The 24954-nt window shown below is 44.8% G+C and carries 23 protein-coding genes and 1 riboswitch; of the genes, 5 read left to right on the plus strand and 18 right to left on the minus strand.

The window, feature by feature from the left end; all coding sequences use genetic code 11:
• Positions 1-71: 71 nt before the first annotated feature.
• Complete coding sequence (locus tag NDJ01_RS20790) at positions 72-671, plus strand: thiol:disulfide interchange protein DsbA/DsbL (RefSeq protein WP_005373667.1); 600 nt, start codon at positions 72-74, stop codon at positions 669-671.
• A 70-nt stretch (positions 672-741) separates the two neighbouring features.
• Here the strand turns inward: NDJ01_RS20790 and NDJ01_RS20795 are convergent, their stop codons facing one another.
• The 14 genes from NDJ01_RS20795 to NDJ01_RS20860 all read right to left on the minus strand — a co-directional run bounded on the left by NDJ01_RS20795 (position 742) and on the right by NDJ01_RS20860 (position 15402).
• Positions 742-987 (minus strand): hypothetical protein, encoded by a 246-nt coding sequence (locus tag NDJ01_RS20795; protein WP_005373664.1) that lies wholly within the window; start codon positions 985-987, stop codon positions 742-744.
• 152 nt (positions 988-1139) lie between these two features.
• Positions 1140-1583, minus strand: a complete 444-nt coding sequence (locus NDJ01_RS20800; protein ID WP_258587264.1) for a DUF3429 domain-containing protein — start codon at positions 1581-1583, stop codon at positions 1140-1142.
• Positions 1584-1593: 10 nt separating this feature from the next.
• Positions 1594-2139, minus strand: coding sequence for a glutathione peroxidase (locus NDJ01_RS20805; protein WP_237310803.1), 546 nt, complete (start codon positions 2137-2139; stop codon positions 1594-1596).
• 104 nt (positions 2140-2243) lie between these two features.
• Positions 2244-2900, minus strand: a complete 657-nt coding sequence (gene ribB / locus NDJ01_RS20810) for a 3,4-dihydroxy-2-butanone-4-phosphate synthase (RefSeq protein WP_006741191.1) — start codon at positions 2898-2900, stop codon at positions 2244-2246.
• A 113-nt stretch (positions 2901-3013) separates the two neighbouring features.
• A riboswitch (FMN riboswitch) is annotated at positions 3014-3153 on the minus strand.
• A 104-nt stretch (positions 3154-3257) separates the two neighbouring features.
• Positions 3258-3875 carry a triacylglycerol lipase gene (locus NDJ01_RS20815; RefSeq protein ID WP_140093558.1) on the minus strand — a complete coding sequence of 206 codons (618 nt, stop codon included), beginning with the start codon at positions 3873-3875 and terminating at the stop codon, positions 3258-3260.
• A 117-nt stretch (positions 3876-3992) separates the two neighbouring features.
• Positions 3993-5846, minus strand: coding sequence for an MFS transporter (locus NDJ01_RS20820; RefSeq protein WP_258587265.1), 1854 nt, complete (start codon positions 5844-5846; stop codon positions 3993-3995).
• 146 nt (positions 5847-5992) lie between these two features.
• A complete protein-coding gene (locus NDJ01_RS20825; protein WP_046875860.1) occupies positions 5993-6751 on the minus strand; it encodes a helix-turn-helix transcriptional regulator in 759 nt (252 codons plus the stop codon).
• The gene (locus tag NDJ01_RS20830; protein WP_257889929.1) at positions 6752-7390 is read right to left on the minus strand and encodes an HD domain-containing protein; all 639 of its coding nucleotides are present in this window, start codon (positions 7388-7390) and stop codon (positions 6752-6754) included.
• 248 nt (positions 7391-7638) lie between these two features.
• Positions 7639-8916, minus strand: a complete 1278-nt coding sequence (locus NDJ01_RS20835; RefSeq protein ID WP_258587266.1) for a cytosine deaminase — start codon at positions 8914-8916, stop codon at positions 7639-7641.
• Positions 8917-8925: 9 nt separating this feature from the next.
• The gene (gene codB / locus NDJ01_RS20840) at positions 8926-10164 is read right to left on the minus strand and encodes a cytosine permease (RefSeq protein WP_253650993.1); all 1239 of its coding nucleotides are present in this window, start codon (positions 10162-10164) and stop codon (positions 8926-8928) included.
• A gap of 805 nt (positions 10165-10969) precedes the next feature.
• Positions 10970-12316 (minus strand): magnesium transporter, encoded by a 1347-nt coding sequence (locus tag NDJ01_RS20845; protein WP_005373641.1) that lies wholly within the window; start codon positions 12314-12316, stop codon positions 10970-10972.
• 112 nt (positions 12317-12428) lie between these two features.
• Entirely contained in the window at positions 12429-13751 is a 1323-nt protein-coding gene (locus NDJ01_RS20850; protein WP_258587267.1) for an AarF/ABC1/UbiB kinase family protein, read from the minus strand.
• A gap of 101 nt (positions 13752-13852) precedes the next feature.
• Positions 13853-15076 carry an HlyD family secretion protein gene (locus tag NDJ01_RS20855; RefSeq protein WP_258587268.1) on the minus strand — a complete coding sequence of 408 codons (1224 nt, stop codon included), beginning with the start codon at positions 15074-15076 and terminating at the stop codon, positions 13853-13855.
• Positions 15076-15402: an MFS transporter gene (locus NDJ01_RS20860; protein ID WP_046875867.1), complete on the minus strand. Its 327-nt coding sequence runs from the start codon at positions 15400-15402 to the stop codon at positions 15076-15078. The genes NDJ01_RS20855 and NDJ01_RS20860 overlap by 1 nt, the downstream gene beginning before the upstream one ends.
• A 107-nt stretch (positions 15403-15509) precedes the next feature.
• On the opposite strand from NDJ01_RS20860, the gene NDJ01_RS20865 reads away from it, so the two are divergent.
• A complete protein-coding gene (locus NDJ01_RS20865) occupies positions 15510-16511 on the plus strand; it encodes an AraC family transcriptional regulator (protein ID WP_258587269.1) in 1002 nt (333 codons plus the stop codon).
• 90 nt (positions 16512-16601) lie between these two features.
• Here NDJ01_RS20865 and NDJ01_RS20870 read toward each other — a convergent pair whose 3' ends face one another.
• On the minus strand, positions 16602-17291 hold the full coding sequence (locus NDJ01_RS20870) for a hypothetical protein (protein WP_253644665.1): 690 nt from the start codon (positions 17289-17291) through the stop codon (positions 16602-16604).
• A 12-nt stretch (positions 17292-17303) separates the two neighbouring features.
• Positions 17304-18845, minus strand: a complete 1542-nt coding sequence (locus NDJ01_RS20875; protein WP_258587270.1) for a hypothetical protein — start codon at positions 18843-18845, stop codon at positions 17304-17306.
• 365 nt (positions 18846-19210) lie between these two features.
• On the opposite strand from NDJ01_RS20875, the gene NDJ01_RS20880 reads away from it, so the two are divergent.
• Entirely contained in the window at positions 19211-19903 is a 693-nt protein-coding gene (locus tag NDJ01_RS20880) for a response regulator transcription factor (RefSeq protein ID WP_006741176.1), read from the plus strand.
• Between the two features lie 3 nt (positions 19904-19906).
• Positions 19907-21229, plus strand: coding sequence for an ATP-binding protein (locus NDJ01_RS20885; protein ID WP_258587271.1), 1323 nt, complete (start codon positions 19907-19909; stop codon positions 21227-21229).
• Here NDJ01_RS20885 and NDJ01_RS20890 read toward each other — a convergent pair.
• Positions 21210-21866, minus strand: coding sequence for a pyridoxamine 5'-phosphate oxidase family protein (locus NDJ01_RS20890; RefSeq protein WP_258587272.1), 657 nt, complete (start codon positions 21864-21866; stop codon positions 21210-21212). The two genes, NDJ01_RS20885 and NDJ01_RS20890, sit on opposite strands and share 20 nt — an antisense overlap.
• A 100-nt stretch (positions 21867-21966) precedes the next feature.
• Here NDJ01_RS20890 and NDJ01_RS20895 point away from each other — a divergent pair, with 100 nt between their 5' ends.
• On the plus strand, positions 21967-23412 hold the full coding sequence (locus tag NDJ01_RS20895; protein ID WP_258587273.1) for a PLP-dependent aminotransferase family protein: 1446 nt from the start codon (positions 21967-21969) through the stop codon (positions 23410-23412).
• Here NDJ01_RS20895 and yjeH read toward each other — a convergent pair whose 3' ends face one another.
• Complete coding sequence (yjeH, locus tag NDJ01_RS20900) at positions 23413-24675, minus strand: L-methionine/branched-chain amino acid transporter (RefSeq protein ID WP_005396377.1); 1263 nt, start codon at positions 24673-24675, stop codon at positions 23413-23415.
• Positions 24676-24954 lie beyond the last annotated feature (279 nt).

Raw genomic sequence — 24954 nt, forward strand, 5'->3', positions numbered from 1 at the left:
AATTACTTGGGGTTTCCCCCTTTTTACCAAATGAAATGATTTGGCATTTGAATGCCACAAGGAAATAAACAATGAAAAAACTACTTGCCTTATGTAGTGCACTTTTACTGACTTTTACCGCTCACGCAGCGCAATTTGAAGAAGGGAAGCACTACAAAGTTCTGGATGTTAAGAAAGCATCGAAACCTGTTGTGACGGAATTCTTTTCTTTTTATTGCCCACATTGCTACAAGTTTGAGTCGCTTATTGAGCGTTTAAAACCTGCTCTGCCAAAAGAGGCAAAGTTTGAAAAGGTACATGTGGGATTCATGGGCGGAGATATGGCGATTCCGATGGCCAAGTCCTACGCGACGATGGTGTCGCTCGGGGTTGAAGATACAATGATTCCTGCCATGTTTGCCCAAATTCATCAAAAGCGACAAGCGCCAAAAGATGAAGCTGAGCTGAAACAGCTCTTCGTTGATAATGGCGTAGAAGGTAAGAAGTTTGATGCGGCGTACAACAGTTTCGCCGTAAACTCAATGCAGAAAGGTTTTGATAAGCAATTCTCTGCTAGCACGTTGAGAGGGGTTCCGGGTGTGGTTGTGAACAATAAATACATTGTTTTGGCCAACGAAATTCGTACTTACGACGAGTACAATCAATTAGTTAATTACTTATTGACGCTGTAACTACAAATAGCATTGATACTTAAAAATGGCGACGGTAGAGTCGCCATTTTTTATGCTTATCACACTCGTATTATCTAAGAACGCTTGTACATGCTTGAGTCGGAACACTAGTCATAAATATGGCATGCGGATAAAACAAGCTAGCAGCAGTGATTGCAACATTACATGGCTGAGCAATCGTGGTTTTAATCACATTGGTAAGCACGGCGCCTGTATTATTTACTGTTTGAGCGGCGGCTTGTTGTGCCTGGTAAGACACGCAACCTGTCGTTGCATTGATCATCGCAGTGCTAAACAAAAGTTTGCGAAAAAACATATTCATATCCTTTGTGAATGCTTTGAATTACTTATATGTGGATTGATTCATAAATGAAACAAAACAGTGTTCAAAATATGTGTGCATTCACGAAATGAACATTGTTTTATAAAAAGACGTTTTTTTGTGATCTTAGTACTGGACAGACCAGGCTATGAAACTAAAGCCAATCCGTGCATCACGATTACGCTGAAGGTCAGTTTGCTCCTCATTCCTTGATATCCCTTGGGCTCGGCGTCTTGTTCGACTTTCCTCACGAGTTTTTCTGCATACCAAACAGCAAGATACCCAATTGCTAAGAGTAGGGTAGCGACCGCGTAATGTTTGTGACCCTGCAGTAATGCGCCCCAAGCAAGTAAGACAAAAAGGTTGCTGAGAATTAATATATTTCTGCTAAGGCGGTGGTAGTAATGCTCAATGCCGTTACCCCAAAGGATGCCGGATAAAAAACTTAATATAACGGCGCTGTATGCGATGAAAAATTGCTGGCCACTTAAATTGAACAGTGAGATGTCAGTGAAAATCAGCCCTAAACTAAACACAAATGGAACCAGGCCTAAGTAACCGAGTTGTAGCATGGTTGAGCGTGCTGTCATGGTCGTCACCTTACAATTGTTGCTCTATCATATTGGTAAGCGTAGTACTTGTCGGTGATGTGGAGCTTGGAAAAGTGGCAATAACTTTGCCTTCAGAGCTAATTAGAAACTTATAGAAGTTCCATTTTGGTTTGATGCCAGCTTGGTTAGTAATCTCGCTGAATACGGGGTTTGCATCTGCGCCTAATACTGAGGAGCGAGCCATCATTGGAAAGGTGACCCCGTAATCGAGATAACAGACTTTCGCAGTGTTTGTTTCGCTTCCTCTGTCCTGTCGGAAGTCATTGCTCGGGAAACCAATGACGGTGAAGTTTTGGTCTTTGTAAGTTTGATAGAGGGTTTCTAACTGTTCGAACTGAGGAGTGAAGCCGCACTGGCTTGCTGTATTGACGACTAGTAGTGTCTTTCCCTTAAAGCTTTCGCATAGATCGACTTCTTCTGTTGAGTTTAACAACCTTTGCTTACCTTGAAGAATATCAGGGCACTCAGATGCAAGAGCAAGCGAATTCATGGAGAGAAAGCTAACGAGAGCGGCGAGTTTCAGTAATCCTTTCATGGTGTTGTTCCCCTTGTTTTCAATAAGTATAACTACTCAAGTGCAAAGAGGATCGATCAAAAAAGCCGCACAAATGCGCGGCTTCTTTCAGAGCTGGGATTTAATTATGCCAGTTTTAACTCGAACTGATTGCGGTACATCACCATGTCTTCAATAGTCAGCACTGGCATGTTGTGCAGGCGACCAAACGCAACGATCTCTGGTGCTTTTGCCATCGTGCCATCTGGGTTGGTCACTTCACATAGTACGCCAGCGGGTTGAAGCCCTGCCATTTGCATCAGGTCAATCGTACCTTCTGTGTGACCACGGCGAGTCATTACACCACCTGGACGTGCGCGCAGAGGGAATACGTGGCCCGGGCGAGCAAGATCTTCCGGTTTTGCGTGCGGGTTTGCCGCCGTTTTAATGGTCGTCACCCGGTCTGCTGCTGAAACACCCGTTGTTACACCAACTTTCGCTTCAATAGAAACCGTAAATGCGGTTTGGTTTGCACTGTTGTTGTTTACTACCATTGGAGGCAGTTCCAGTTTGTCTGCTTGAGCATCTGTTAAGCACAAACAAACGATGCCGCTACATTCGCGGATCATCAATGCCATTTGCTCGTTGGTGAGGTGCTCGACTGAATAAATGATATCGCCTTCGTTTTCGCGATCTTCATCATCAAGAAGTAGTACGCCACGTCCTTCTTTTAAAGCGATAAGTGCGTTTTCAACGCGAGTAATTGGGTCGCCGAATTCGGCAAGTAGTGATGACTGATTCATGGTTAACTCCTAAATTTCACCAGAATCAGGGCGGTATGAGAGATCGCCGTAAAATACGATCAAAAAGAAGTGCACCAGCATTCAACGCGATCTTACTCGCGATACTGGTGTATTCTTATTCTCTTTCATCCGGACTATAACCGTCGGCTCTGGCATCTCACCAGATCTGCTGACCTCGACGAATCGAGCGCTCGCGGGCTCACTTGAAAAGTATACCGCCGGTGGGGAATTTCGCCCCGCCCTGAGAACAATTAAAAATGTGCCACTTCATCCAAGTTGTGAGGAAGTGGAGCTAGGATAGTACTGCGAACTGAATAGCTTGGAAAGTCGATTCCATCTGTATGATGGAAAAGTGTGCTATCGACGGAAATAATCTGTGCGAATAAAGTGATCAATCTGCTGTGGTACGAAGGTGTTGTAAATCAGGCTCGTATGCGTTTGCTTCACTTCGATATGATCTTGCATACCGTCCAGTCTTGTCTCTTCTACGGTAACCGTACCGTCCGACATGGTGTTGTCATTACGGATCAATAATGGGCGAGCACCAATCGGCATCGTTCCTGCGATACTGCCGAGTTTTTGCGGAAAAGCCCACGCATCATCATGTTTGTTTAATCCGTGATGTGGCGAATTGCCTAAAATTGCACCCAACCCGAGATCTTGAATCCGACCTACTATGGACGCGCCTTTAAGAGGTGAACCGATAGCGACAACATGAGAGATTAAGCTGGTGGTTGGCTTTCTGTTGGCGAGATAGCGCTTAATCATCAAGCCTCCCAAGCTGTGCCCCACGAGCACGTTTGCGGTCAGTGGATTAAGCGAATGGTCAATAGAATCAAACAGTGAAGATTCATCGATAGCAACAGTGTTATAGCTGAGCACTTGCGTTTCGTATCCGAGCTTTCGCAGCTTTTGGCTAAGAGGCTGCATGACCAGCCCATGCATATAAAGACCATGTAAGATGATGATTTTCATAATACCTCCTAGATTTATGACGTTGTAGATATCCTACTCTAATTAACAAAGAACTACTTGCCCTTTGTGGTGCATATTTACGTGTTGCTGCAAAGCTTGATCGATATAGCAAGCGTATCAGCCCAGTAAATCCTGTACTTGTTGTTGCAATTGATGACGATTTAAAGACGCTGGGCTTAACACGTCACCGATAACAACATCCACTTTTGACCAAAAACGAGTCGGTCGTTTTGTGAGAGCATGTCCGCCTTTGTGGCTGAAAAAAGAACCCCAAAGCCCCTTTAACGCCATAGGGATGACAGGAACAGGATTACGTTCAAGGATTTTTTCCACACCAGGGCGAAACTCACCCAATTCACCGTTAGACGTTAAACGACCCTCAGGGAAGATACAGACAACCTCACCGTCGTTAAGCGCTTGTTCAATCTGTTCAAATGCTCGACGGTAAGTGTCGGCACACTTACGTGGAGAACAGATCGGGATAACACCGGCATGACGGAAAACATATTTAAGAACAGGCAGCTCGCTGATGGACTTGTCCATCACAAAACGAGCCGGGCGAGTAGAGGTTCCCATCAAAATCAACGCATCGACATAGCTAACATGGTTAGCCACGATTAACGTAGCACCTTGTTCAGGAATATGTTGGCACCCCTGTACTGACACACGATACATACAATGGCTGAGTAAATAACTGATAAAGCGTTGTGTAAATTCCGGTACTTGACGATAGACATAGATTGCCACGAAGAAGTTACCTATTGCCATCATGGCAAACAGTTCCACAATAGAAAGCTCTAGTGCGCTGAGTACAACGATCGAAACCAAAGCAGACACCACCATAAACAACGCATTCATGATGTTGTTAGCAGCAATGGCACGTGCACATTCCCCTTTGTTTGAACGAGATTGGATGAACGCATAAAGAGGAACAATAAAGACACCGCCGCTTACACCAACAAGGAACAGGTCAATCATGACGCGTAGATGTTTGGATTCAGCAACGAAGCTTTGCACATCATAAAAGTGAATCGGAAGTGATGGATAACTAGGGACGGCCCATAGCAAGTCGACGCCAAAGACTGTCAGACCAAGGATACCGAATGGCAAAATACCAAGCTCAACGTGGTTGAAAGAGAGCTTTTCACACAACCAAGAGCCTGTAGCGATACCAATGGAAAACAATGCCAACAGTAAAGAAACGACAGTACTGTCTGCAAACAAATGTTCACGCGCAAAGTTAGGGAATTGAGTCAGGTAAGTCGCACCCATGAACCAAAACCAACTGATGGCTAGAATAGACATCCAAATGCCTCTCTGTTTTTTTGCCACTTTTAACGTGTTCTTTAAACCAGAAATTGGTTCAAACTTCGCTTTGTCAGTCGATTGGCTAGGCATCGTTGGAATATTCACACTGCTCATAAAACCAAGCAAAGACAAGGCAATCACGACACAAGAAGCAATCAAGGTACCATTAGGAATGGCTAGCAGCAGGCCTGCGCTTAGCGTACCTATAAGAATCGAAAGGAACGTGCCCATTTCAACCCAAGCATTTCCTTTAACAAGCTCATTTGGTTTGAGCGCTTGTGGTAGCAAGGCGTATTTCACGGGACCAAAATAGGCCGATTGAGTGCCTGTCATAAACAGCAGAACCAGCATCAGCATGGCACTTTGAGTGGCAATAGCGGTTGCAGCGCAAGACATGATAGCCAGCTCGATGAGCTTTAAACGTCGTATTAATTTGGCTTTGTCCATGCTGTCAGCGACGGCACCAGCATGCGCAGAGAATAGAAAGAAAGGTAAGATGAATAAGCCTGCCGCCAAATTAACAAATAGATTGACGGATATTGGTAGGTTATCAATTTGGCTGTATGTCACCATCAACAACAGGACGTTTTTGTAGATGTTGTCATTGAGTGCGCCAAGGCATTGCGTCACAAAGTAAGGAAAAAAGCGTTTTGAGAAAAACATGCTGGCCTCGAGTAAACAAAGTCGAATGAGATGGGAGCACTTTATGCTCAATGAGCGATTAAACCAGCTTTCTCTCTCAAGTGACGTGGTACGTCACCAAAAGTAACGAAATTCATTACTTTTATTTTCATTTATTTATTGAGTTACTAATTTCGAGACTTCTGAGTAGGTTTTCTTTCCCATGGTTCAAATAGAGGGAACGTCCAGCGACGCATCGCAATAATGAGAGAGGTGCCGTGTTTCTCGTCCATATCGAGAGAGCTATCACTTTGGCAAGCCTGATAAAACTCATCGATGACCTTTTGCAGTTTCTGTTGCAGCTTCTTGTTGGTTGGTACGCTCATCAATCCTGTTGCCATGGACAACTTTTCATCTTCACCGGAAAAGTAGCTTTGGAAAAAGGCATCTTGAACTTGCTGTTGGAAGAAACGTTGAATAGGGCCTCCCATCTGCCACTTAAATGTCGGAGATATACGCAAACGAATTTTGTTATTTGGCTGCAAGTCGATGATGTTCAGACGATCCAACTGAGCCAGCTTTTGCACCAGTTCCAACTCATTGAAGGTGTATTGCTGAACGATTTGTTCAAACTGATAACCATTTACAACACAGATCGCCACGAGTAGCAGGGCTTTATCGTCAACCAACTGCTTTTCTTGCTCTAACGTTAGCGACTCTAGACCTTTATTGTGAGCAGCCGCGAGCTTAAACAGTTCCGCCATTTCTAAACCAATCAATTGGCAAATTCGCTCTAAGCGCTCAAGGCTAATGTGTTGACCTTCAGCGAGTAACCGTTTGACGCTGCCTTCACTTAAATCAAGGTGTTGTGCAACATCGATATAATGCAGCCCAGCTAACTTTAGCTGGCGTTTAAGCTCTTTAATTAACGTATGGCTTTCAGACATTTACGCTGTCACCTCGTCGTGTAATTGCTCTATATACGCTTGCATAAAGGCTTTGCGTTTTTGCGCTTCGCGTCTTGCTGACTCTGTGTTCATGGTTTCGGCGATTTTGAATAACTTGGTCTGGAAGTGATCCAGAGTGAATTGTTTGTCGTCGAGTTCTCGCTGTTGAGCAAAGATGTCTTTGTCATCGTAAAGTTGCGCATCAAACTCAGTGCTCACTTGTATACAGCGAGTAACGCCAATAGCACCTAATGCATCCAGCCGATCGGCATCTTGAACGACTTTTGCCTCCAATGTGTTGGGTCTGATATTAGCGCTAAAGCTGTGTGCTTCTATCGCATGGGCAATGGCATCATGGTATTGCTGCGGATAATCGATACTTTCTAAAAACGCGACCGCTTTTTTGGCTGCAATGATTGAGCTCTGCTTGCGGTTTGGATGATCTTTCGGATAGGTAAAACAATCATGTAAATAGGCGGCGGGAAGCACAATAGATAAGTCGGCGCCTTCTTCTACAGCCAGTTTTTTTGCAGTGTTTACGACCCGTTGAACATGGCTTATGTCGTGCGCCGCATCGACTTGCATCTCTTGCTGCATAAATTCCAAAAATTGCGATTCTATCTGGCTTAATGACGTCATGGTTCATATCTACAACTAAAATGAAGTCAGAAGTATGCCCAACGCTTAGAATAATTTCCAAGTGCGATGGTGTAATTGAGATTCAGCCACCAGAACCTTGTGCAACGTTTGGTACTGAGCCGTTTTATATGGCCTTTCAATGTGTTCAGCGGTTTATGAGACAAGAATAGACAGAGCGAGCAGTGATGTTTACCAGTAGAAAAAAGGCCTGATGATGTCGTCAGGCCTTTTTCGTTTCGCCGATCTTTTTAGCGTTTGAACGTTACTTGCTCTGCTTGTTCAAGATGAATATGAGTTGTCGCAGGCTGTGTTTCTGCAATCACTTTACCGTGACGAACCGAGTAGCGAACCGGCACTTGGCGACGTACTGCGTCAAAAACATTTTCTGCAGGAAGAATCAGTAAACTACCTGGTTTGCCTTCTTCAATTCCGTGCTTGTCTTGAATGTTCAGTGTACGTGCTGAATTGGTGCTGATCAGATCCAGTGAGTTGTTGATTTGGTCGTAACCCATCACCTGACACACGTGCAGACCCATATGCAGCACTTGCAGCATGTTTGCTGTACCAAGTGGATACCATGGGTCGAATACGTCATCGTGTCCAAAGCAGACGTTGATGTTGGCATTCAGCATCTCTTTCACTCGTGTTACGCCGCGACGTTTTGGGTAATCATCAAAACGGCCTTGTAAGTGAATGTTCACCAATGGATTTGCCACGAAGTTGATACCGGACATGCGTAATAAACGGAACAGGCGAGATGCGTATGCACCGTTGTAGGAACCCATCGCTGTGGTGTGACTGGCCGTGACTTTATTCCCCATATCAAACTTGTGCGCTAAGGCTGCCAGTGTTTCAACGAAGCGAGATTGTTCGTCATCGATTTCATCACAATGCACGTCGATCAGGCGGTCGTATTTTTGCGCTAACTCGAATACGTAGTGCAGTGATTCAATGCCATATTCGCGTGTGAATTCAAAGTGTGGAATCGCGCCAATCACGTCCGCCCCTAATTTGACGGCTTCTTCTAGCAGCTCTTTGCCATTTGGGTAAGAGAGAATACCTTCCTGCGGGAAGGCGACGATTTGGATATCTACCCACTCTTTCATCTCTTTACGCACTTCTACCATCGCTTTTAGGGCAATTAGGGTAGGGTCTGAAACATCGACGTGAGTACGAACGTGTTGTACACCGTTTGCGATCTGCCATTTTAAGGTTTGTTTTGCGCGCGTTTTCACGTCTTCAATCGACAGCATTTCTTTGCGCTCAGCCCAACGTTCAATACCCTCAAACAATGTGCCAGAGATGTTCCAGCTTGGCTCGCCTGCGGTTTGCGTTGTGTCTAAGTGGATGTGCGGCTCGCAGAAAGGCGCCACCGCCATGCCGCCTTCAGCATCGATGGTGTCACCGTTATGATTAAGCTCCACATCGTTGCTTTCAATGCGCTTGAATTGACCATCTTCAATCAAAATTTGCTGCAGACCTTCTTGTCCTTTTAGCGTTACGTTTTTGATCAGTAGTGTTGTCATGATGGTTCCTTACGCTGGCTGTGTAGCCAGTGCTTTTTTGTTGAGAATAGGATTAAGAATCAGGAAGCTAATTGCACCGCCAAGTACAGCGTTAATCGGTACTACGCCAGGAAGGAAGTGTCCTGCACCAACGCCAATCGCTACAGCGATAATGCCAGCCCAGTTTACGCTTTGGAACTGGGTGGCTTCAAAGTTTGCGTAGCGTTTACGGTTCGTGAAGAAGTCAGCGATGATCACGCCGCCAATCGGTGGAATTGCCAACGATAAGAAGGTCAGCCAGCCAACAAAGTTATTGTAGAGCCAGAGAGCGCAGAGTGTGCCAACAAGCCCGTTCGCCATCGAGATGTATTTACTTGGTAAGCCTGTGATGTTGGAAAATCCAAGACCCGATGCGTAGAGCGCGTTGTCGTTAGTCGTCCAAATGTTTAATCCAAGTACGATGATGGCGGGAATTAATAAGCCTTGCGCAATCATCACTTCAGAGATGTCTGATTGACCAGTCACGGATGCACCTGCCGCGCCAAAGATAAACATTAACGAGTTACCGATGAAAAATGCCACCATGGTGATCATCACGGCGCTGCGCGGCTTTTTGCCAAAGCGCACGAAATCTGCCGTTAATGTACCAGCACTGACAAAAGAGCCAACAACCATCGCGAGAGCTATTGAAAAATCGAGTGGCTCGGTTGGTTGAACTTGTTGTAGTTCGCTAATACCGCCAACGCTATTTACTGCCTCAATGACAGAGTAACCGCCAAGTAGCGCAATGGCAGGAACGGCGATTGCTGACAGCACCATCAGTGCTGAGATGCCAAAGTAAACGGTCGCGGTCATGAGCAAACCGGAGACGAGGATCAACGTGTTGGTATCGATGCCCGTTGCTTTATGCACCGGAATCGCAAACATCGCGACACCAACTCCAAACCACCCAACTTGAGTACCGCCAAGAAGAGCGGAAGGAAGCCAAGATCCTTTAGAACCAAAAGAGAAACGAGCAAGAAGGTGAGTCGAGAGACCAGTAGAAGCGCCGATGTAACCGAGGAAAGAAGTGTAAATACCGAGGATTAGGTTACCGATGAGAACAGCGAGGAAAAAATCATTAAAGGAGAGCCCAGTACCGAGAGAACCCCCTGTCCACATACTTGCGGAGAAAAAAGTGAGTCCTAACATCACCATGGTTAGTGATGCCACGCCTTTTCTGGCCGTGTTGGGAACTGGTCCAAGACTGTAGTTATTGTCTCCAGCCATTATTACCTCCGCACATTGAAATATTAAATTATAGCACCTGGTTTTCAGGCAAACGGCGCGTATTATCGTGATGTAAATTTAATAGTCAATGATAAAATTGCAATTTAAACGTTTGCTGGATTTTTGGTGTCTATTTTTTCTTTTAATAACAATGGTTTGATTTTTAAATTATAAAAGTGAAAAGTTTATTTTTACGTATTTTCCATGACTTATAGACAGGTTTTCTATGTGAAATGAGTGTTTTGAATTGCCATTTGTTTTTATGGATTAAATTTATCTATAACTCTGGATTGTTCAGTCGATTTCTATGAAAAGAAAACGATTTCATGATGAGATTTTTGGTTTGGACGTTATTTGTTCTTTTTTGAGGTGTGTTTTCTTGGTTTTATTTCGTTTAGGTGCTTTGTTTTTGTTGAAGCTGGTATTTCTAATGGTTTAGTGGGCGAATATTTGAATTTTATAAACAGTAAACAATCTCTTGTGGGCAAGAAAAGTACAACCGAGCTCGGTCAGAGGATAAGAGAGCAATAGCCACATAAAAAAATAGCCAACCGCAAAGAGTGCGATTGGCTTATATACATGTGAACAAAATCAAGTTCACTAACAACGTCAGTTGGCTAGGTGACCCTCGGCTTAAGAAGGGTCGATTTATATAATGCAGTTACTGTGCCAACTTTAATATGCCCTAAAATACGTAGTTTCTGTGACATGCGTTGCTTAAAGTTTGAGTATATTTGCAATTTGCAACTGCGTTATGCAATTTGACTCTATTATGCTAATGATTGATTAATAAACAATGAACCTTTTAAAGCATGACTAAACTCGCCGTTCCTAAAAAGGCGAAAAAACCAACTACATCTGTCACTGTTGTTAGAATCACCGAGCCAGCCAAAGCGGGGTCCAATTTAAACTTATCCAGAATAATGGGAATCAGCACACCAAATAAAGCTGCGGTAATAATATTGACGATAATGGCCAGCGCGATGGTTCCCCCAAGAACCGGAGATTGAAACCACAATCCGGCGAGCCCGCCGATGATTAACGCCCAAGCAATGCCGTTCAGAGAGCCAATACCCAACTCATTTTTCAATAGCTTGAAACGGTTACCTGGGGTGATCTGATTAAGCGCCATCGCACGAATCATTAGAGTGAGCGTTTGGCTGCCAGCAATGCCCCCCATGGATGCAACAATTGGCATGAGCACCGCCAAAGCCACTACCTGAGCAATTACATCTTCAAACAGTCCGATAGTGACAGACGCCAAAATAGCAGTAAGCAAATTGATGCCTAACCAAACCCCGCGCTTTTGCGAGCTTTTTAATACTGGCGCAAACAAGTCATCGCCTTCATCCATACCTGTACCGGCCATCAAACGTGCTTCGTAGATTTCACGCTGTGTACTCAATGCAAACTGCCAATCGACTTCACCGATCAGTGTTTGGTCTGCATCAGTTACAGGGAGAGCGGGCAGTGTGCTGTGTTCTAATGCCTCTACCGCTTCAGGAAGCATCATTTTACTGTCTAGAACCGTCACAGCCTCAATAACGAGTGTTTTTAAGCGAGTATCGGGGTCACCACGTAAGATATCGAAGTAGTTGACCGTTCCACGATACTGTTTATTACGATTAATCAGATACACCTGTTGAGGCGTGTCGTAGCTATAGCGCTCCATTAACTGCTTAGCTGTCCCAATCGTAATGTTGAAGGGCAGGGTGATGATCTTACGTTCAGCCCAGTGGCCGAGTTCTTCATCAGCATACTCGTTTGCTTGATCGTAAAGTTCCAACTCATCTTTTTCTATCAACGAGAGCGCTTCGTTGATGATCGACTCTGGCAACGAATCGGCCCATTCGATGAGCGACAAGTTGTCGAGTTTAGCGAGAGTGAGCTTTAGCTCGACTTCAGATAACGCATTGATGATAGAGAAACGTACGTCCGCACGCATTTCCGTTAACACGTCGATATGTAGCTCTAGTGGTAAAGCTCGCCATAAGCGAACACGATCGTCGATTGGAAATGCTTCTAGAATCAGGGCAACCGCGCCGGGCTCGAGGCCCGCTTCAATAGATTCATTGAGCGTTGCGACTTGATCCGCTTCTTCGGCTTGGCCAATTTGCTGGATTAGAGTGGAGAGATCTTGAAACTTGCTCACCGAGTACCCCGATAGTTAATTCGTTTTATGGAAGTATGGCATGTTATTGAGATGCACAACTATGCATCTTAACCTTGCTCAAGGTACTTGAAAGTAACAGAAAAACAATAGGCTATTCGCTGTTGATGGTGAGATATGGCTGTACCAATTGGCGAATGTTCACTTTTGCGCCAATACGGGCTGCCAGCAAGTACATTCCGCCGATTTTTCTGTGTAAAAATAGGGCATCTGCTGGTGGAGTATGCCAGTATTCTTGCTCCATGCTTAGAATGGTGCCAGCCTCGCGAAGCTTTTGTGCTAAGCCGCTGGCTTTGAAATCATAGGGCTCATCGACCAACATAGGTTCACATGCCATTTTCACTAGATCGAGAATCGCTTGGCGTTGGTCTAGAAGGATGGTTTGGCTGAAGAAGCCTATTTGTTCAAGCGCATCATTCAAGCCTTGTTCGTCATTATTCACGACAGATGCAAAAGCTTGGCGATAACCAGTGCTGAACCGCTCGCTGTACTCGCGAGTCGCCCCGAAATCTAGCAAGCCGATTTGACGAGTGTTTTCGATATATAAGTAGTTGGCGAAGTTGGGATCGGTTTGCACCATCTTAAATTCGAACAGCTCTCGAAACAGTAATTCGAGTAGGCTGTGCATGACAAAATCCCGTGTACTCTGATCACAATGTTCGATTTGCTCAATCGGACTACCATCAATGAATTCCATCGCGAGAACGGAGTCTGAGCAACTTCCAGTATGAATCTTCGGTACGACAAAATGAGGGTGCTCCTTCAAAGCGTCATGATAACGAATGGCAAATTGCGCCTCTCGTGCGTAATCGGCCTCGTCATGTAGCTGCTTTTTCGCTTCTTCGAGTAATCCTTTGTAGTCGACAGACTCGGGAATCAACCCAACGACCTTGAGCAGTGTACCGACATTATCGACGTCGCTATCGATACTTTTCCGTATGCCCGGATATTGCACTTTGACGGCTAGGTTATCGCCCGCATCGCTGTAGGCTTGGTGCACTTGTCCTATTGATGCACTGGCGATTGGTTTGAAGTTAAATGACAGAAACTCAGCTTTCCAATTCGTTCCTAGCGAACTTTCCATTACTGCGTTGAGTTGTTTTGCAGGCATTGGGTCTGCGTTGGAGCGAAGACGGGAAAGAATATCGGCAAGTTCAGGTTCTAATACATCACCAGCATCCATTGATAGCATTTGACCAAGCTTCATTGCAGCGCCACGCAGGTGAGCAAGTTGGTCAGTTAAGCGCGCGATGTTCTGTGGCGTCAGCAAGAGGTCTTTCGCTTTTGGTTTGTTGCCTTTGGCTATCTGCTTCGTGCCTTCTGCAATCACATTGCCTGCGACACGGGTAGCAAGTGAAGCGAACTTGCTGAATCTTGAGATGCGATGGGTAGGTAGGCTTCTTTCCTTTGCCGACATGAATCTTCTCCGCTATTTACTAACTAATTGTTATACGGGAAAAGGATATGTTTGGATACAAATGAAAAGAAAACCGCCAGCGTAACTGGCGGTTTGCGAGTTTAGATAGAGTAGAAGAAGTACAGTTGAGACTTCATTCGGATGATGATCCCGCGAATCACATCTAAGAAGGCCATAAAGCCTATCGGTTTTTCACCGCTGACCCATGCGAGGCCAACAGAGCCAACAGGGATGTCGTAGCCTTCTGGCTCATCAATCTTAAGACGAACAAAGTGGTGTTTGTTCTGTAAGTTCTTTCCAGTGGTGACACGTACGGAATCATCGAAACCCAGTAGATTACCTTGTGACTCACCTGTTGCTTCAACAATGCCTTCGACGGTCGCTGAGAAGATCTTACCTGGGTAAACGGACGAAGAGAATTCCGCTGGCTGACCCGGTTTGATGTTACGAATCGCCTGGTGGTTCACTCGCATTAGTACGTACTTTTCGTTGGTGTACATGTTGATACGCGGCATCATTGATACACGCTGACCTTCACGCAGGATAAAGTTGGTGACAAAGCCATCTGTTGGGGCATGAACTTTTGTGCTATTCAAATCCCATTGCGCTTTTGCAATTTGCTCTTTCGCTTGGCGCAGTTCGGCTTGTTTGGTTTCAACTGCAAGTTCCGCTTTATGAATCGCCAGTTTTGCACGGGAAATATCGACTTGTTTCTTCTTGATTTGAGACTCAAGGGTTAACACGTTGTGACGTGCCATATCAACCGCACTCGATTGTTTGTCGATGTCGCTTTCCGTGATGGTGTTTTGCACCACTCGGTTTTGCTCAACATAACGATCTAGCATCTTTTTCTGCAATTTGTAGTCAACTTTCGCCGCTTCCAATTGGTTCTTTGATGTTTCTAGATCTTGCACCAATGCTTGATGATTCGCTTCTTCAATCTCGATGTCGCCTTTTGCCGTAGCTAATGCAACTCGTGCAGAATCGGCGGATACGCTCGCCTGATTTAATGCGATTTCGTATTGCGTTGGGTCAAGTTCATAAATAAGCTGACCTTCTTTAACTTGTTGATTTGGCTTAATGTAAATGTGGTCAACTTTACCCTTCACATTGGTTGAATCTGGACGCAATTGGATGTGTGGTGACTGCACGACAGAGCCACCGGATAAATCCATCGGGGTGAAGTTAATCAAACCTACCCATACGAACATCAGCCAACTCAAACCGCCAAGATAAGCGAACGATTTGGTTGCTTTGTTCCAAGGCATGCCAACCAAACGCAGCAGATAGATGAAGAGAGCCCATACCGCTAAACCTTCTAACATTACGCTTCCTCTTTTGGCTGTGTTTCTGTTTGCGGTTTACTTCTCCATGTATCACGCAGATTGATGATGGCTTTTTCCATATCAACGAATGCAAAGATCACAGCTAGCACCCAAACCCAGTGCCAGACAAAACCTATCCAGGTGAGCGCAGTGATGAGCCCTATCTGATGATGGTCTTTGCTGTGCGCCTTATTAATTGGCAACTCATGGATTTTCCAAAAGCCGTAACACGCGCCCGCGACACTCGCGATTAAAACGACGGCAGCGACAACATGTAACGCCGTATCTGCGCCTGTACCGACAAATGGGACACTCAGTAAACTCATTAAACACTCCTCTATCAAACGGTTGGCGTATTGTGATCTGGATTTGATTTAGGTCTTTCTTTGTGACAGATTCAATCAATAGAGGATTAAATTTGATGTGATTGGTAATGAAGACGGTTCGATTTATTCGCGCGATGGGCATTCTAAACATGCATAACCTCGCGTTATCTAAATATAATGTGGGCTCGGATGAACTGGGGATTCCGTCGTCGGTGTTTCACAACCCAATGACACTGATCCCGCTAAAAGCCGTCGCAGAATGGTATCGTTGTGTTGAACAAGCCAGTAGTGATCCAGATGTGGTTTTGAGTCTCAGCCGAGGTATTGAACTGCAAAAGCTTGGACCTGTGGGACGCTGGCTATTTTCTGGGAATGATTTAGCCAGCGCGATTCGACGCGTTAATTATGGTGCGAGTAACTTACAATCTGGGGCGTTTTTTGCTGGCGAACAGTCGGGCAAAATCATCAAATGGACTTACCACAATCCGTTTATAGAAACGTCAGTAAAGGTGCACGATAGTATCCGCTGTGCGGTATTTATGATTAAAGTGCTACGCGAATTTCTTGGTAAAGACTATCAGCCTTTGCGCGTGAAGGTTTCAGGGTCGAGAAAAAATACTGAACCATACCGAGAATATTTCGGCTGCGAGGTGGAATGGAGTCAGCCAAAAACAGAAATATGGATTCCGGGAGATGACCGATTAGCTTCCCGCCAAGTGAGCCATCGCGAAGACAGCCGTCTAGCGATGAGTTTTTCCGATTTGGATGATTTGCTTAATATGCCCGACCCAGAAGATGAGTTGAAAGTGATTTATGAAGTGGTGAACTACAGCAGTCATTATGGATTGCCAACGTTAGAGCGCGTTTCTTCTCTGCTTGATTTATCTGAACAGCAGTTTCAACGTCGTTTGCACAAATTAGGCCTCAACTTCTCGATGGTATCCGGCTATGTATTGAGTAATGTTGCGGCTGGGTTATTGAGTAAGCGCGTGAGTATTGATGACATAGCTATGCGCCTTGGTTACACCAATGTGGCGAGCTTCAATCGTATGTTTAAGAAGCATCGTGGATTAACACCCAAGCAGTACGCAGGAAGATTAGAAAAGTAATGCTTCACTTGTCTTTATGAAAACAAGCAATAAAAGCCCTCAAGGTAGAGGGCTTTATTATTTTTTGTGTGGTGTTGTTTAATGTAATAGCTATTTCTTAGGGCGCCAGCTTAGTGCACTTGCAACAGCGCCGATGGCAATCACATCCTTTTTTTGTTCACTAAGTTCTGGGAGCATTTGTACCGCAATGGTACCGTTCGTCTGTACGGCGGCAATTTCTTGTGTGCCTTCCTTAAAGCTATAACCCAATGGAATGTCTACCGCCATCATGGCGTCGGGACTAGTATGTACGGTTTCTACATTAAAGTGGGTGCTGCCAATACGCACTACGCCAGTCTCTTTTTTCTCAAAGCTGATGTCGATGAGAGCGGATTTTGGCTCCATCGCAAACTCACCGACTTTTTTACCATCTTGAGTAATGTCACAGGTGTAAGGATCATTCCCACCAAAATCGACGCCCATGTAGTTAACCGACATACCGCCCCCAGTGCAGTTCAAAAGCCAAGTTTCCCCGTTGTCGATACGAGTCACTTCTGCGCCCATCGCACCTTCTTTGAAAGAGATATGGTTAAACCAACTTGAGTTAGAAGCACTGCGTGAATAGTTGCCTTTGTACTTACCAGCAAAATCAAAATGACCATCTGCACCGAATCCCCAAAAATCTCCGTCGGTTTTGATCAGCATTTCTGGTTGTGCTTTTACGGCGTCAGTACGATCCATGACGGCTAGGCCACCACAACCTACAAGGAGTAGGGGAGCGAATAGAGTAAGTTTCTTCATGTTTTTCATCGTTTATAGCTCGGTTACATCTAAGATTTGGTCGGTGAATTGGATCTTTTGAATGTCGTACAACTCATCCGAGCCTGTACTCGGGCACTTAACAGAAACGCTCTTTGCTTTGATAACGGTACATTCTGCCAGTTTGTGTGGCACGATATAGGTGTTGACGCCGCCTTCACCATAAATGCTGTTGTCTTTGCTGTTGCCTTCAAAGGTATTGTCTTGGTCATTACCGATGACATTCATTGCGTCGTCGCCAATGACCTTCACTCTTGTCAGCCACTGAGATTTGTAGGTGTATGCTTCTATCAAGCCGTCTTTGTTGGGAGCCATACGGAAGGTAGGCACTGTGCCTGGATTTGTCTTTTCTGTGTAAAGTTTGACGCCCGCAGAGTCGATGTTCGCGGTGTATTGCAAGTATCCGTGGAATAAGCCGCTGATCCAATCAACGGCTTGTGGATCTTGAGTTTTCATTTCTTCACGTGTTAACGCTTGGTAGCCATCTAAACCTTGTCCGTTTGCTTTTGCTACACCCATGTAAGCTTCAAAAGCGGCAGCAAAGTATTCGTGAGAATATGAAGGGCCCGTTTGTTTAACACTTTCAGGATCGAAGTCGTCCGATTTCCAATCGTCCCAGTCATACTGAGTTGGGCGCCACACAGTCGGTTTGCCCGCTTGAATATCGTTATAGATTTTTAACGCATGAGCTTGAATGTCATTTTGCAGTGCCGCAGTCCCCGTGTTAGGTGCAATACCTTGCGCTTGGACCAAGTGTAAAATTTCTTCAAAAGCGGCGTCTCGTTCGGCTTTTTTACCAAGATTGGCACAGTAATCGGCAAAATTACTCATGTAATGGCAATCGCCTTCAACTGTCAGTTCTCGATACATCAGAGATTGGCTGTTCCTTAGCCAGTTTGGTGTTTCTTTACTATTTACTAATGTTGCCACGATAGATGTGACAAGTGTATCCATATCATCTTCGTTAAGTACCATCATGCTTACAACAAACTTTTCTAGAGAACTCGTATCAAAAGAGTGTGCTAAGCCCGAGTTTGTCACTGCATCGTTCAACTTGTCTTGGCGAATCAGTTCGTTGATGAAGATTCTGGTTAACATCTCATCATTCTGTTCGTCGTTTTCGGTCAGCATTAGTGTGGCATCACGCTCGGCTAATGTCTTAGCGATACGAGACTTGTCAGCGCCGTACTTAGAGTCTGGTTGGTTTGTGAGAAGGTGTTGGATGATTTTGGCTGCACGAAAGATTTTTTCATTATTCGCACCGTCATCAACAGCCACAATGTGAAATGTATCATTGTTATTTGCTTCAGAAAGGGAGATTTTCACATAGTGGGTGAAGCCAGCATCAGCAGCCACTTTTAACTTGGCTGGAAGCTCTGTAGAAACGACAGTTGGGATTGTGACAGTGCTCAATGTTGGCGCTGATGGTGTTGGAGGTGTCGTTGTTGATGGTTTCGAATTAGATTCACTGCCGCCGCAAGCAGTTAGACTTATAGCGCAAAATATGGCTAAAGGTGTTAATTGGGAATATCTCATTTCATGTTACTCGTAGACTTTATTAGAGCAAGAAACTTAGAAGCAACATAAAGTCCTGTCTATATAAGCAAACCAAGTCATATATATCGATATTGTTTTTTGGTAAGGACTATCATTCGATATATTTAAAAGTGTAGTGGTTTTTTATTCCGAATTTTATTTTTATGTGAAGCTATATTCTGCTAATGAATAAAACATCAGGTTATTGCATGGTTTTAGGGGCGTAGAATGATTATGATTATCGTATATGTATGGTTTGTAAGCGTATGTAAGCCTGCTTTTTATTAAAATTATCATTTAAGTGGGTTGCGCAGTATAGGACGAGCGATATACTCCCTCCATCATATTGGTGGAGTAAATGATTCATGGTGGGCAATACAATCTTACTGGTAGAAGACGACTCTGAGATTGCTCGATTAACCAAAATGTACCTCGAAGCCGAAGGCTATACAGTAATTGTTATCGATAACGGTCAAAATGCATTAGAAACGATTAAGGAACTCAAGCCGGACCTAGTGCTGTTAGATTTGATGTTACCAGGAAAAAATGGCGCAGAAATATGCCAAGAGGCACGTAAATTTTATCATGGGATTATCATTGTTTTGACTGCAACCGATGATGAAATGAGCGAGGTGAGCTTATTTAAGTTCGGTGCTGATGATTACCTTACCAAACCGATAAAAGGCAATATCCTTCTCGCCCGTATTGAAGCGGCGCTGCGTCGCTATCGCCGTCAAGTTGATACCGTTGAAGAAGAAAAGCTGAGCCGATATGGCATTAGCCTTTGTCTTCGTCGTTCCCAAGCATTTTATTTGCAAAAAGATATTGGTTTGACGAGTTCTGAGTTTGAAATTTTAGAGCTCCTGATGCTGAATGTCGATAAGCCAGTATCTCGTGAATCATGTTGCCGTCTTGCCAGAGGTATTGAATACTGTATTACTGATCGTTCGATTGATATGCGTATATCCTCACTAAGGAAGAAGTTCTCTAAGGCTCATATCCATACCGCTACCATTAAGACCATACGTCACCACGGCTACATGCTGACAGGTAAATGACGCATGTTTTCCCTGTTTACTCGTCTATATGTGGGGTTAGTTACTGGCCTTGCGCTGACTGTTGCTTTGTTTCTCTTTATGGGGGAAGAGTACATGCGTAAAACAGAAGTCGGCGTTTTTTTGAGTGATGGTGCTTATTTTGTCGATCAATACATTGAGCAACGAGGCACTCCGGATTCTCTCTACAAGAAGTTAACCGAAAACGGCAAGCAAGATTTCTTTATCTTTGATTTAACATTGGTTGAAAACTGGGACGGATCATCGCCTTGTCGAGATTGTAAGCTACTGTACCGAATACAAGGGATACCTGTTTATCTTATTGATGGCAGTACCTATGCTGCGGTATTCCCTTTACCTAACACCTCGCAGAGTTTAGTTTTCAAAGAAAAAACGGATTTCTTTAGCCCAGATGTTGATTGGAATGAAGATTCAGAGATTGTATTTATACTGACTCTACTTTTGGTTGTTGTGTGCAGTTTAGGCATTATGGTTTACATACCTGTACGACGTCTTGACCGCCAAATTCGGCAACTAACGGCTGCACAACAACAATTTGGTTATGGTGAGTTGAATACGAGAGTCGATCTAAAGCAATTTTCGCAACCCGTGAAAGAGCTCGCCCAAGGCTTCAACTGCATGTCTGAAGAGATTGAGAGACGAGTACGTCAAACACACATCTTTACTCAAGCTATTCCTCATGAAGTGCGCACTCCGCTGAGTCGTATTCAGCTAGCGACGGATTTAGCTAGGCGCACGAGTGGTGAAATGCAGGCAGAGTTACATGACGATATTGAACGATACGTTGATGTAGTGACGGATTTAACGTCCGACATTGTCATGCTGTCTCGCTTGAGTGTGAAAAACCATTCTTTGAGCGATTCTGTTGAAACCATGGAACTGCCTCTTTGGTGTAAAAGCCGCATGAATTACCTAGGCTTAGAGTCCGCCATGTTGAGAGCAGAAAATGAACTCGCGAACCAATTGATTCACTTTCAGCCTACTTTGGGTAACCTCGTCCTCGATAATTTATTGCAAAACGCCATGCGTTACGGTGAATCCTGCGTTGAGGTGACGATTCGAATGGTAGCGGATTGCTGGAGCATCGATATTGAGGATGATGGTCCGGGCATCCCTGAGGCGATGCGAGAAGAAGTATTTATGCCATTTTCGCGCTTAGACAAAAGCCGCAACGCCGACATGAAAGGCTTTGGTTTAGGGCTTGCCATCGCTACCAGTGCAGCGCGGCAACTGGGGTGGGAGCTTTCTGTCGGCGAGAGTCACTTAGGCGGCGCACGTTTTACGGTGCTTATTCCTGCCAACGGTTAGAGTAGGCACTGCGGTAGTCTGGCTCTGCGATACCTTGATACAAATCGTCACAAGCTTGCAGTGGACCTACGACGGTTCGGTAGGGTAGGACACCTGCCCAAACAGGGATGTCCATGTCTTCCGCATCGTCGTTGACGCCAAAATTGCTGATTTTCACTGATGCCTCCGTGAGCGGGATACGCAGTAGCATGGTGGCTTTGAGTTCTTTTTCATTACTCAAACGGACTTGTTCTGTTCTCCCCGGAGCGATCTGTTCAATAAAGTGATTCAGCAACCTGTCTTTCTCTTGGTTATCTTCCACCACCTCAAACTGGCCAAAGACCACAGCACTGCGATAATGCGCACTGTGGTGAAACGCACTTCGAGCCAATACCCAACCATCAAACAAAGTAAAGGTTAAGCACGTTTGCACTCCTTGTTTGAGTGAGCGTAACAGTCGACTGTTGTTGGCACCATGGATATACACGTAATCATCGACACGCCATGCCAGCATAGGGATGACCACAGGGCCTGACTCGTTGGTTATCGCAATATGAGCGATTAGGCTTTCATCTATGATGGCGTGCAGTTTGCTAACATCAGAGACGGCTTTATGTGCGCCTTTCTTAATTTCCGTTCTATTGGTGTTGGATAGCATTTTCTCTCCTTGTTTGCTCACGATTACGAGCGATTGATCCTCATTCTTTGATTGCAATGTAGCGTTTAACTGGTAGCTTAAAGAGAGCCACTTTTAACTAATGGATGGATCCAGTTTGTCTTTGATTGATATCGGTGACCTGCATTTAAAAGACAGTGATGGAACGCGTCAGCAAGCGTTGTTTTTTGCTATTCGCAAGAAAATTGTTCAAGGACTGTGGATGAAGAATGGGAAGCTGCCTTCTACGCGGAAGCTTTCACAAGAGCTTAATCTAAGTAGGAATACCGTGACTTCTGCCTACGAACAGTTAGTGGCGGAAGGGTACTTGAACAGCCAAAAAGGTTCTGGTTTTTATGTTGCCGTAGAACTGCCAGAGCAGTACTTGCCTGAACCTAGTTCAGTTCAGAGAGACTCATCACCGAAAGCTCACTTTGATATCAACCGCGCATTTGCACCGGGTGTGCCGGATTTGGACGCATTTCCGATGGCGCAATGGCAAAAGTTACTCACTCGCCATATGTCTCGTACTTGCTTGTTGGGGAATCAAGATATTCAGGGTAGTTGGGCATTGCGCTGTGCTTTAGCTGACTACCTCGCATCAAGCCGTTCAGTGAATTGTTCTCCAGAGCGCATTATTGTAACCTCTGGGGCGCAGCAAGCGTTGTCGATTGCGACGATGGTAGTGCTCAAACAAGGTGATAAGGTTCTGATGGAGCAACCAGGTTACGCGCAAATGCGGAAGTTGATTCAGTTCCAAAACTATCAATTTGAGCCTTTGTTCGTAAAAGAGAAATTAGGTTTTGATGTGGAAGCGGTGACCTCAAGCGATGCCGATGCGCTGTATATCACACCAAGTAATCAATATCCGATGGGTACCACACTCAATACCGAGCAAAGAGGGAAGATCATCAACTGGGCGGTCGAGCAATCAAGTTGGATCATCGAGGACGATTATGACAGCGAATTTCAGTTTGCTCATCGTCCCTACACCAGCTTACAGGGGCTAGCAGCTCAAATGGGTCGAGATGATCGTGTGTTGTATGTGGGTTCCTTCAGTAAAGTAATGTTTAACGGGTTGCGGCTTGGCTACCTTGTGGTTCCTGAACGTTTAGTAGAGCAATGTTTGGTGGTTAAAGATGCGTTAAGTGGTGATTCACCGACGCACACTCAAGAAGCGTTGGCAGATTTTATTACCGAGGGTGGGTTGTTGCGCCATATCCGAAAAATGCGCCGACTATATAAAACCAAGCATGAACAGATGCATTTATCCATTCAACAGCATTTTGGCGACAGTGTTTGCGTCGTTAGCCAAGCGGCGGGACTTCATATTACGTTGAAATGGCAAAACGGTATGGATGAGCTGCGTTTTACAAAACTGGCAGAACATGAAGGGATCATCTTGCGACCTTTGAGCTATTATGAACATCCAGGTTTCCAAGCACGTCACTGGCATGGTGCCGTGCTTGGTTATGGCAATATCGCGTTAGAGAACATAGACGCTGGTATCCAACGTTTAGCCCAAATTTTTCGACATGGGAAGCTGTGACTATTCAACTACACGTGTTTGTCGTTTATGTCGCCACTGTTTCCAAGGCAGTAAAAGTAGAGTGAAAATGCCAAGTGCATAAAACATTGACCAGCCTAAACATATAAAAACACCGGTACAAAGCAGTAGAGAAAGTCCCGCAAGCGCTTTACCAAACCCACGAAGCAATTTATAAGCGGCTAACATCGCCAACATGTAAACCAAAACGAATACACTATTTGCTAGTTTTAGGAAAAACTCCAGATCGAGCTGCGATAGCGTTCCTATCACGCAAGATATTAGCAGTACACCGCCAACTAATAAGGTGGCTGAGAAAGGAACACCACGACGCGAAATCTTGGCTAGTGGGCTGTAAGGACGATGTTCCCGAGCTTGAGCCCAGACCATTCGCGCTAGGCTCTGTGTGTATAAGTTAACGCTCGCGAAGCAAGCGGAGAAGCCGATCAAACTGATTATCCATTTGGCCCCATCGCCAAGTAGTTGAGCACTCAACCATGGAATCGATGCATTATCGAATTGAGCATTACCATATGCACCAAACTTTAAAATAACAACAGAGCAAGCCCAGTACGTAGCTCCCGCTACAAAACAACCGACAATAATGGCGATAGGGAAGTCTCTTTGAGGGTTTTTGAATTCTTCCCCCATATGAGCAAAAGCCTCTATGCCAACAAAACACCAGAACATCACGCCAAGCGCTGCGGTAATAGGCCAAATTGACTCTTGTGTGATAGCTGGCATCACGAGATCGGCGCTGTTAACGTCACCTTTCCATAAAAATGTGCCAACGAGCGCAAAGACACTCAAAGCAATAAGAGTTTGTAAATGACCTGATGACTTAGTGCCCATCAAGTTGACGAACACAAGAAGTAATACCGTTAGAATTTGTGCAAACAGATTATTGCTAATAGGCTCTGGCAATATTTGCTGTAGAAAGCCTGCGGCGAGTGCAATCGCGGCCGGAACCCCTACCGGAATGACACTAACAAATAGCCAAGCTACACTACTTTCCAGCTTGGCGTTAAATGCTTTACGCACAAAAAATGCGGTTCCGCCCGCGTTGGGATATCGCTTGCCTAGCTGGGCAAAAGTCAGCGCAATAGGACAAATGGCGATGAATAATAAAATCCAGGCCCATAGTGAAAAATGACCCGCTATGCCTGCTGCAATGGCTGGTATCATAAAAAGCCCCGTTCCCATTAATGTTGTGGATAGTTGGGCGATACCGGATGTGAGTGAAATGTCTTTTTTGAGCTGTTCCATGCTAATTGATTCATCCAATGTTGTAGGACTTATGACGAAAACGCTTGTGGCTTCTAATTATCTCATTTATTGGAGTTTAATGAGCCCGCTAGTGCGCTGAGTGCATAAGAAGCGTATTTGATTTCAATGCGTTATCGCTCTTTTATTTGAATGGATAACGGTGCTCATCTCATGCTTACCAAATAGCATATCCAAAATCTTAATAACAAAATGATTTACTGAACCGTCAATATGACGGTTGTTTTAAATATTTCCAACAAAATGTTGGTTTCTTATGCA

It is taken from the genome of Vibrio sp. HS-50-1 (assembly GCF_024747315.1).
In the GTDB taxonomy this organism is placed as follows: Bacteria; Pseudomonadota; Gammaproteobacteria; order Enterobacterales; family Vibrionaceae; genus Vibrio; species Vibrio diabolicus.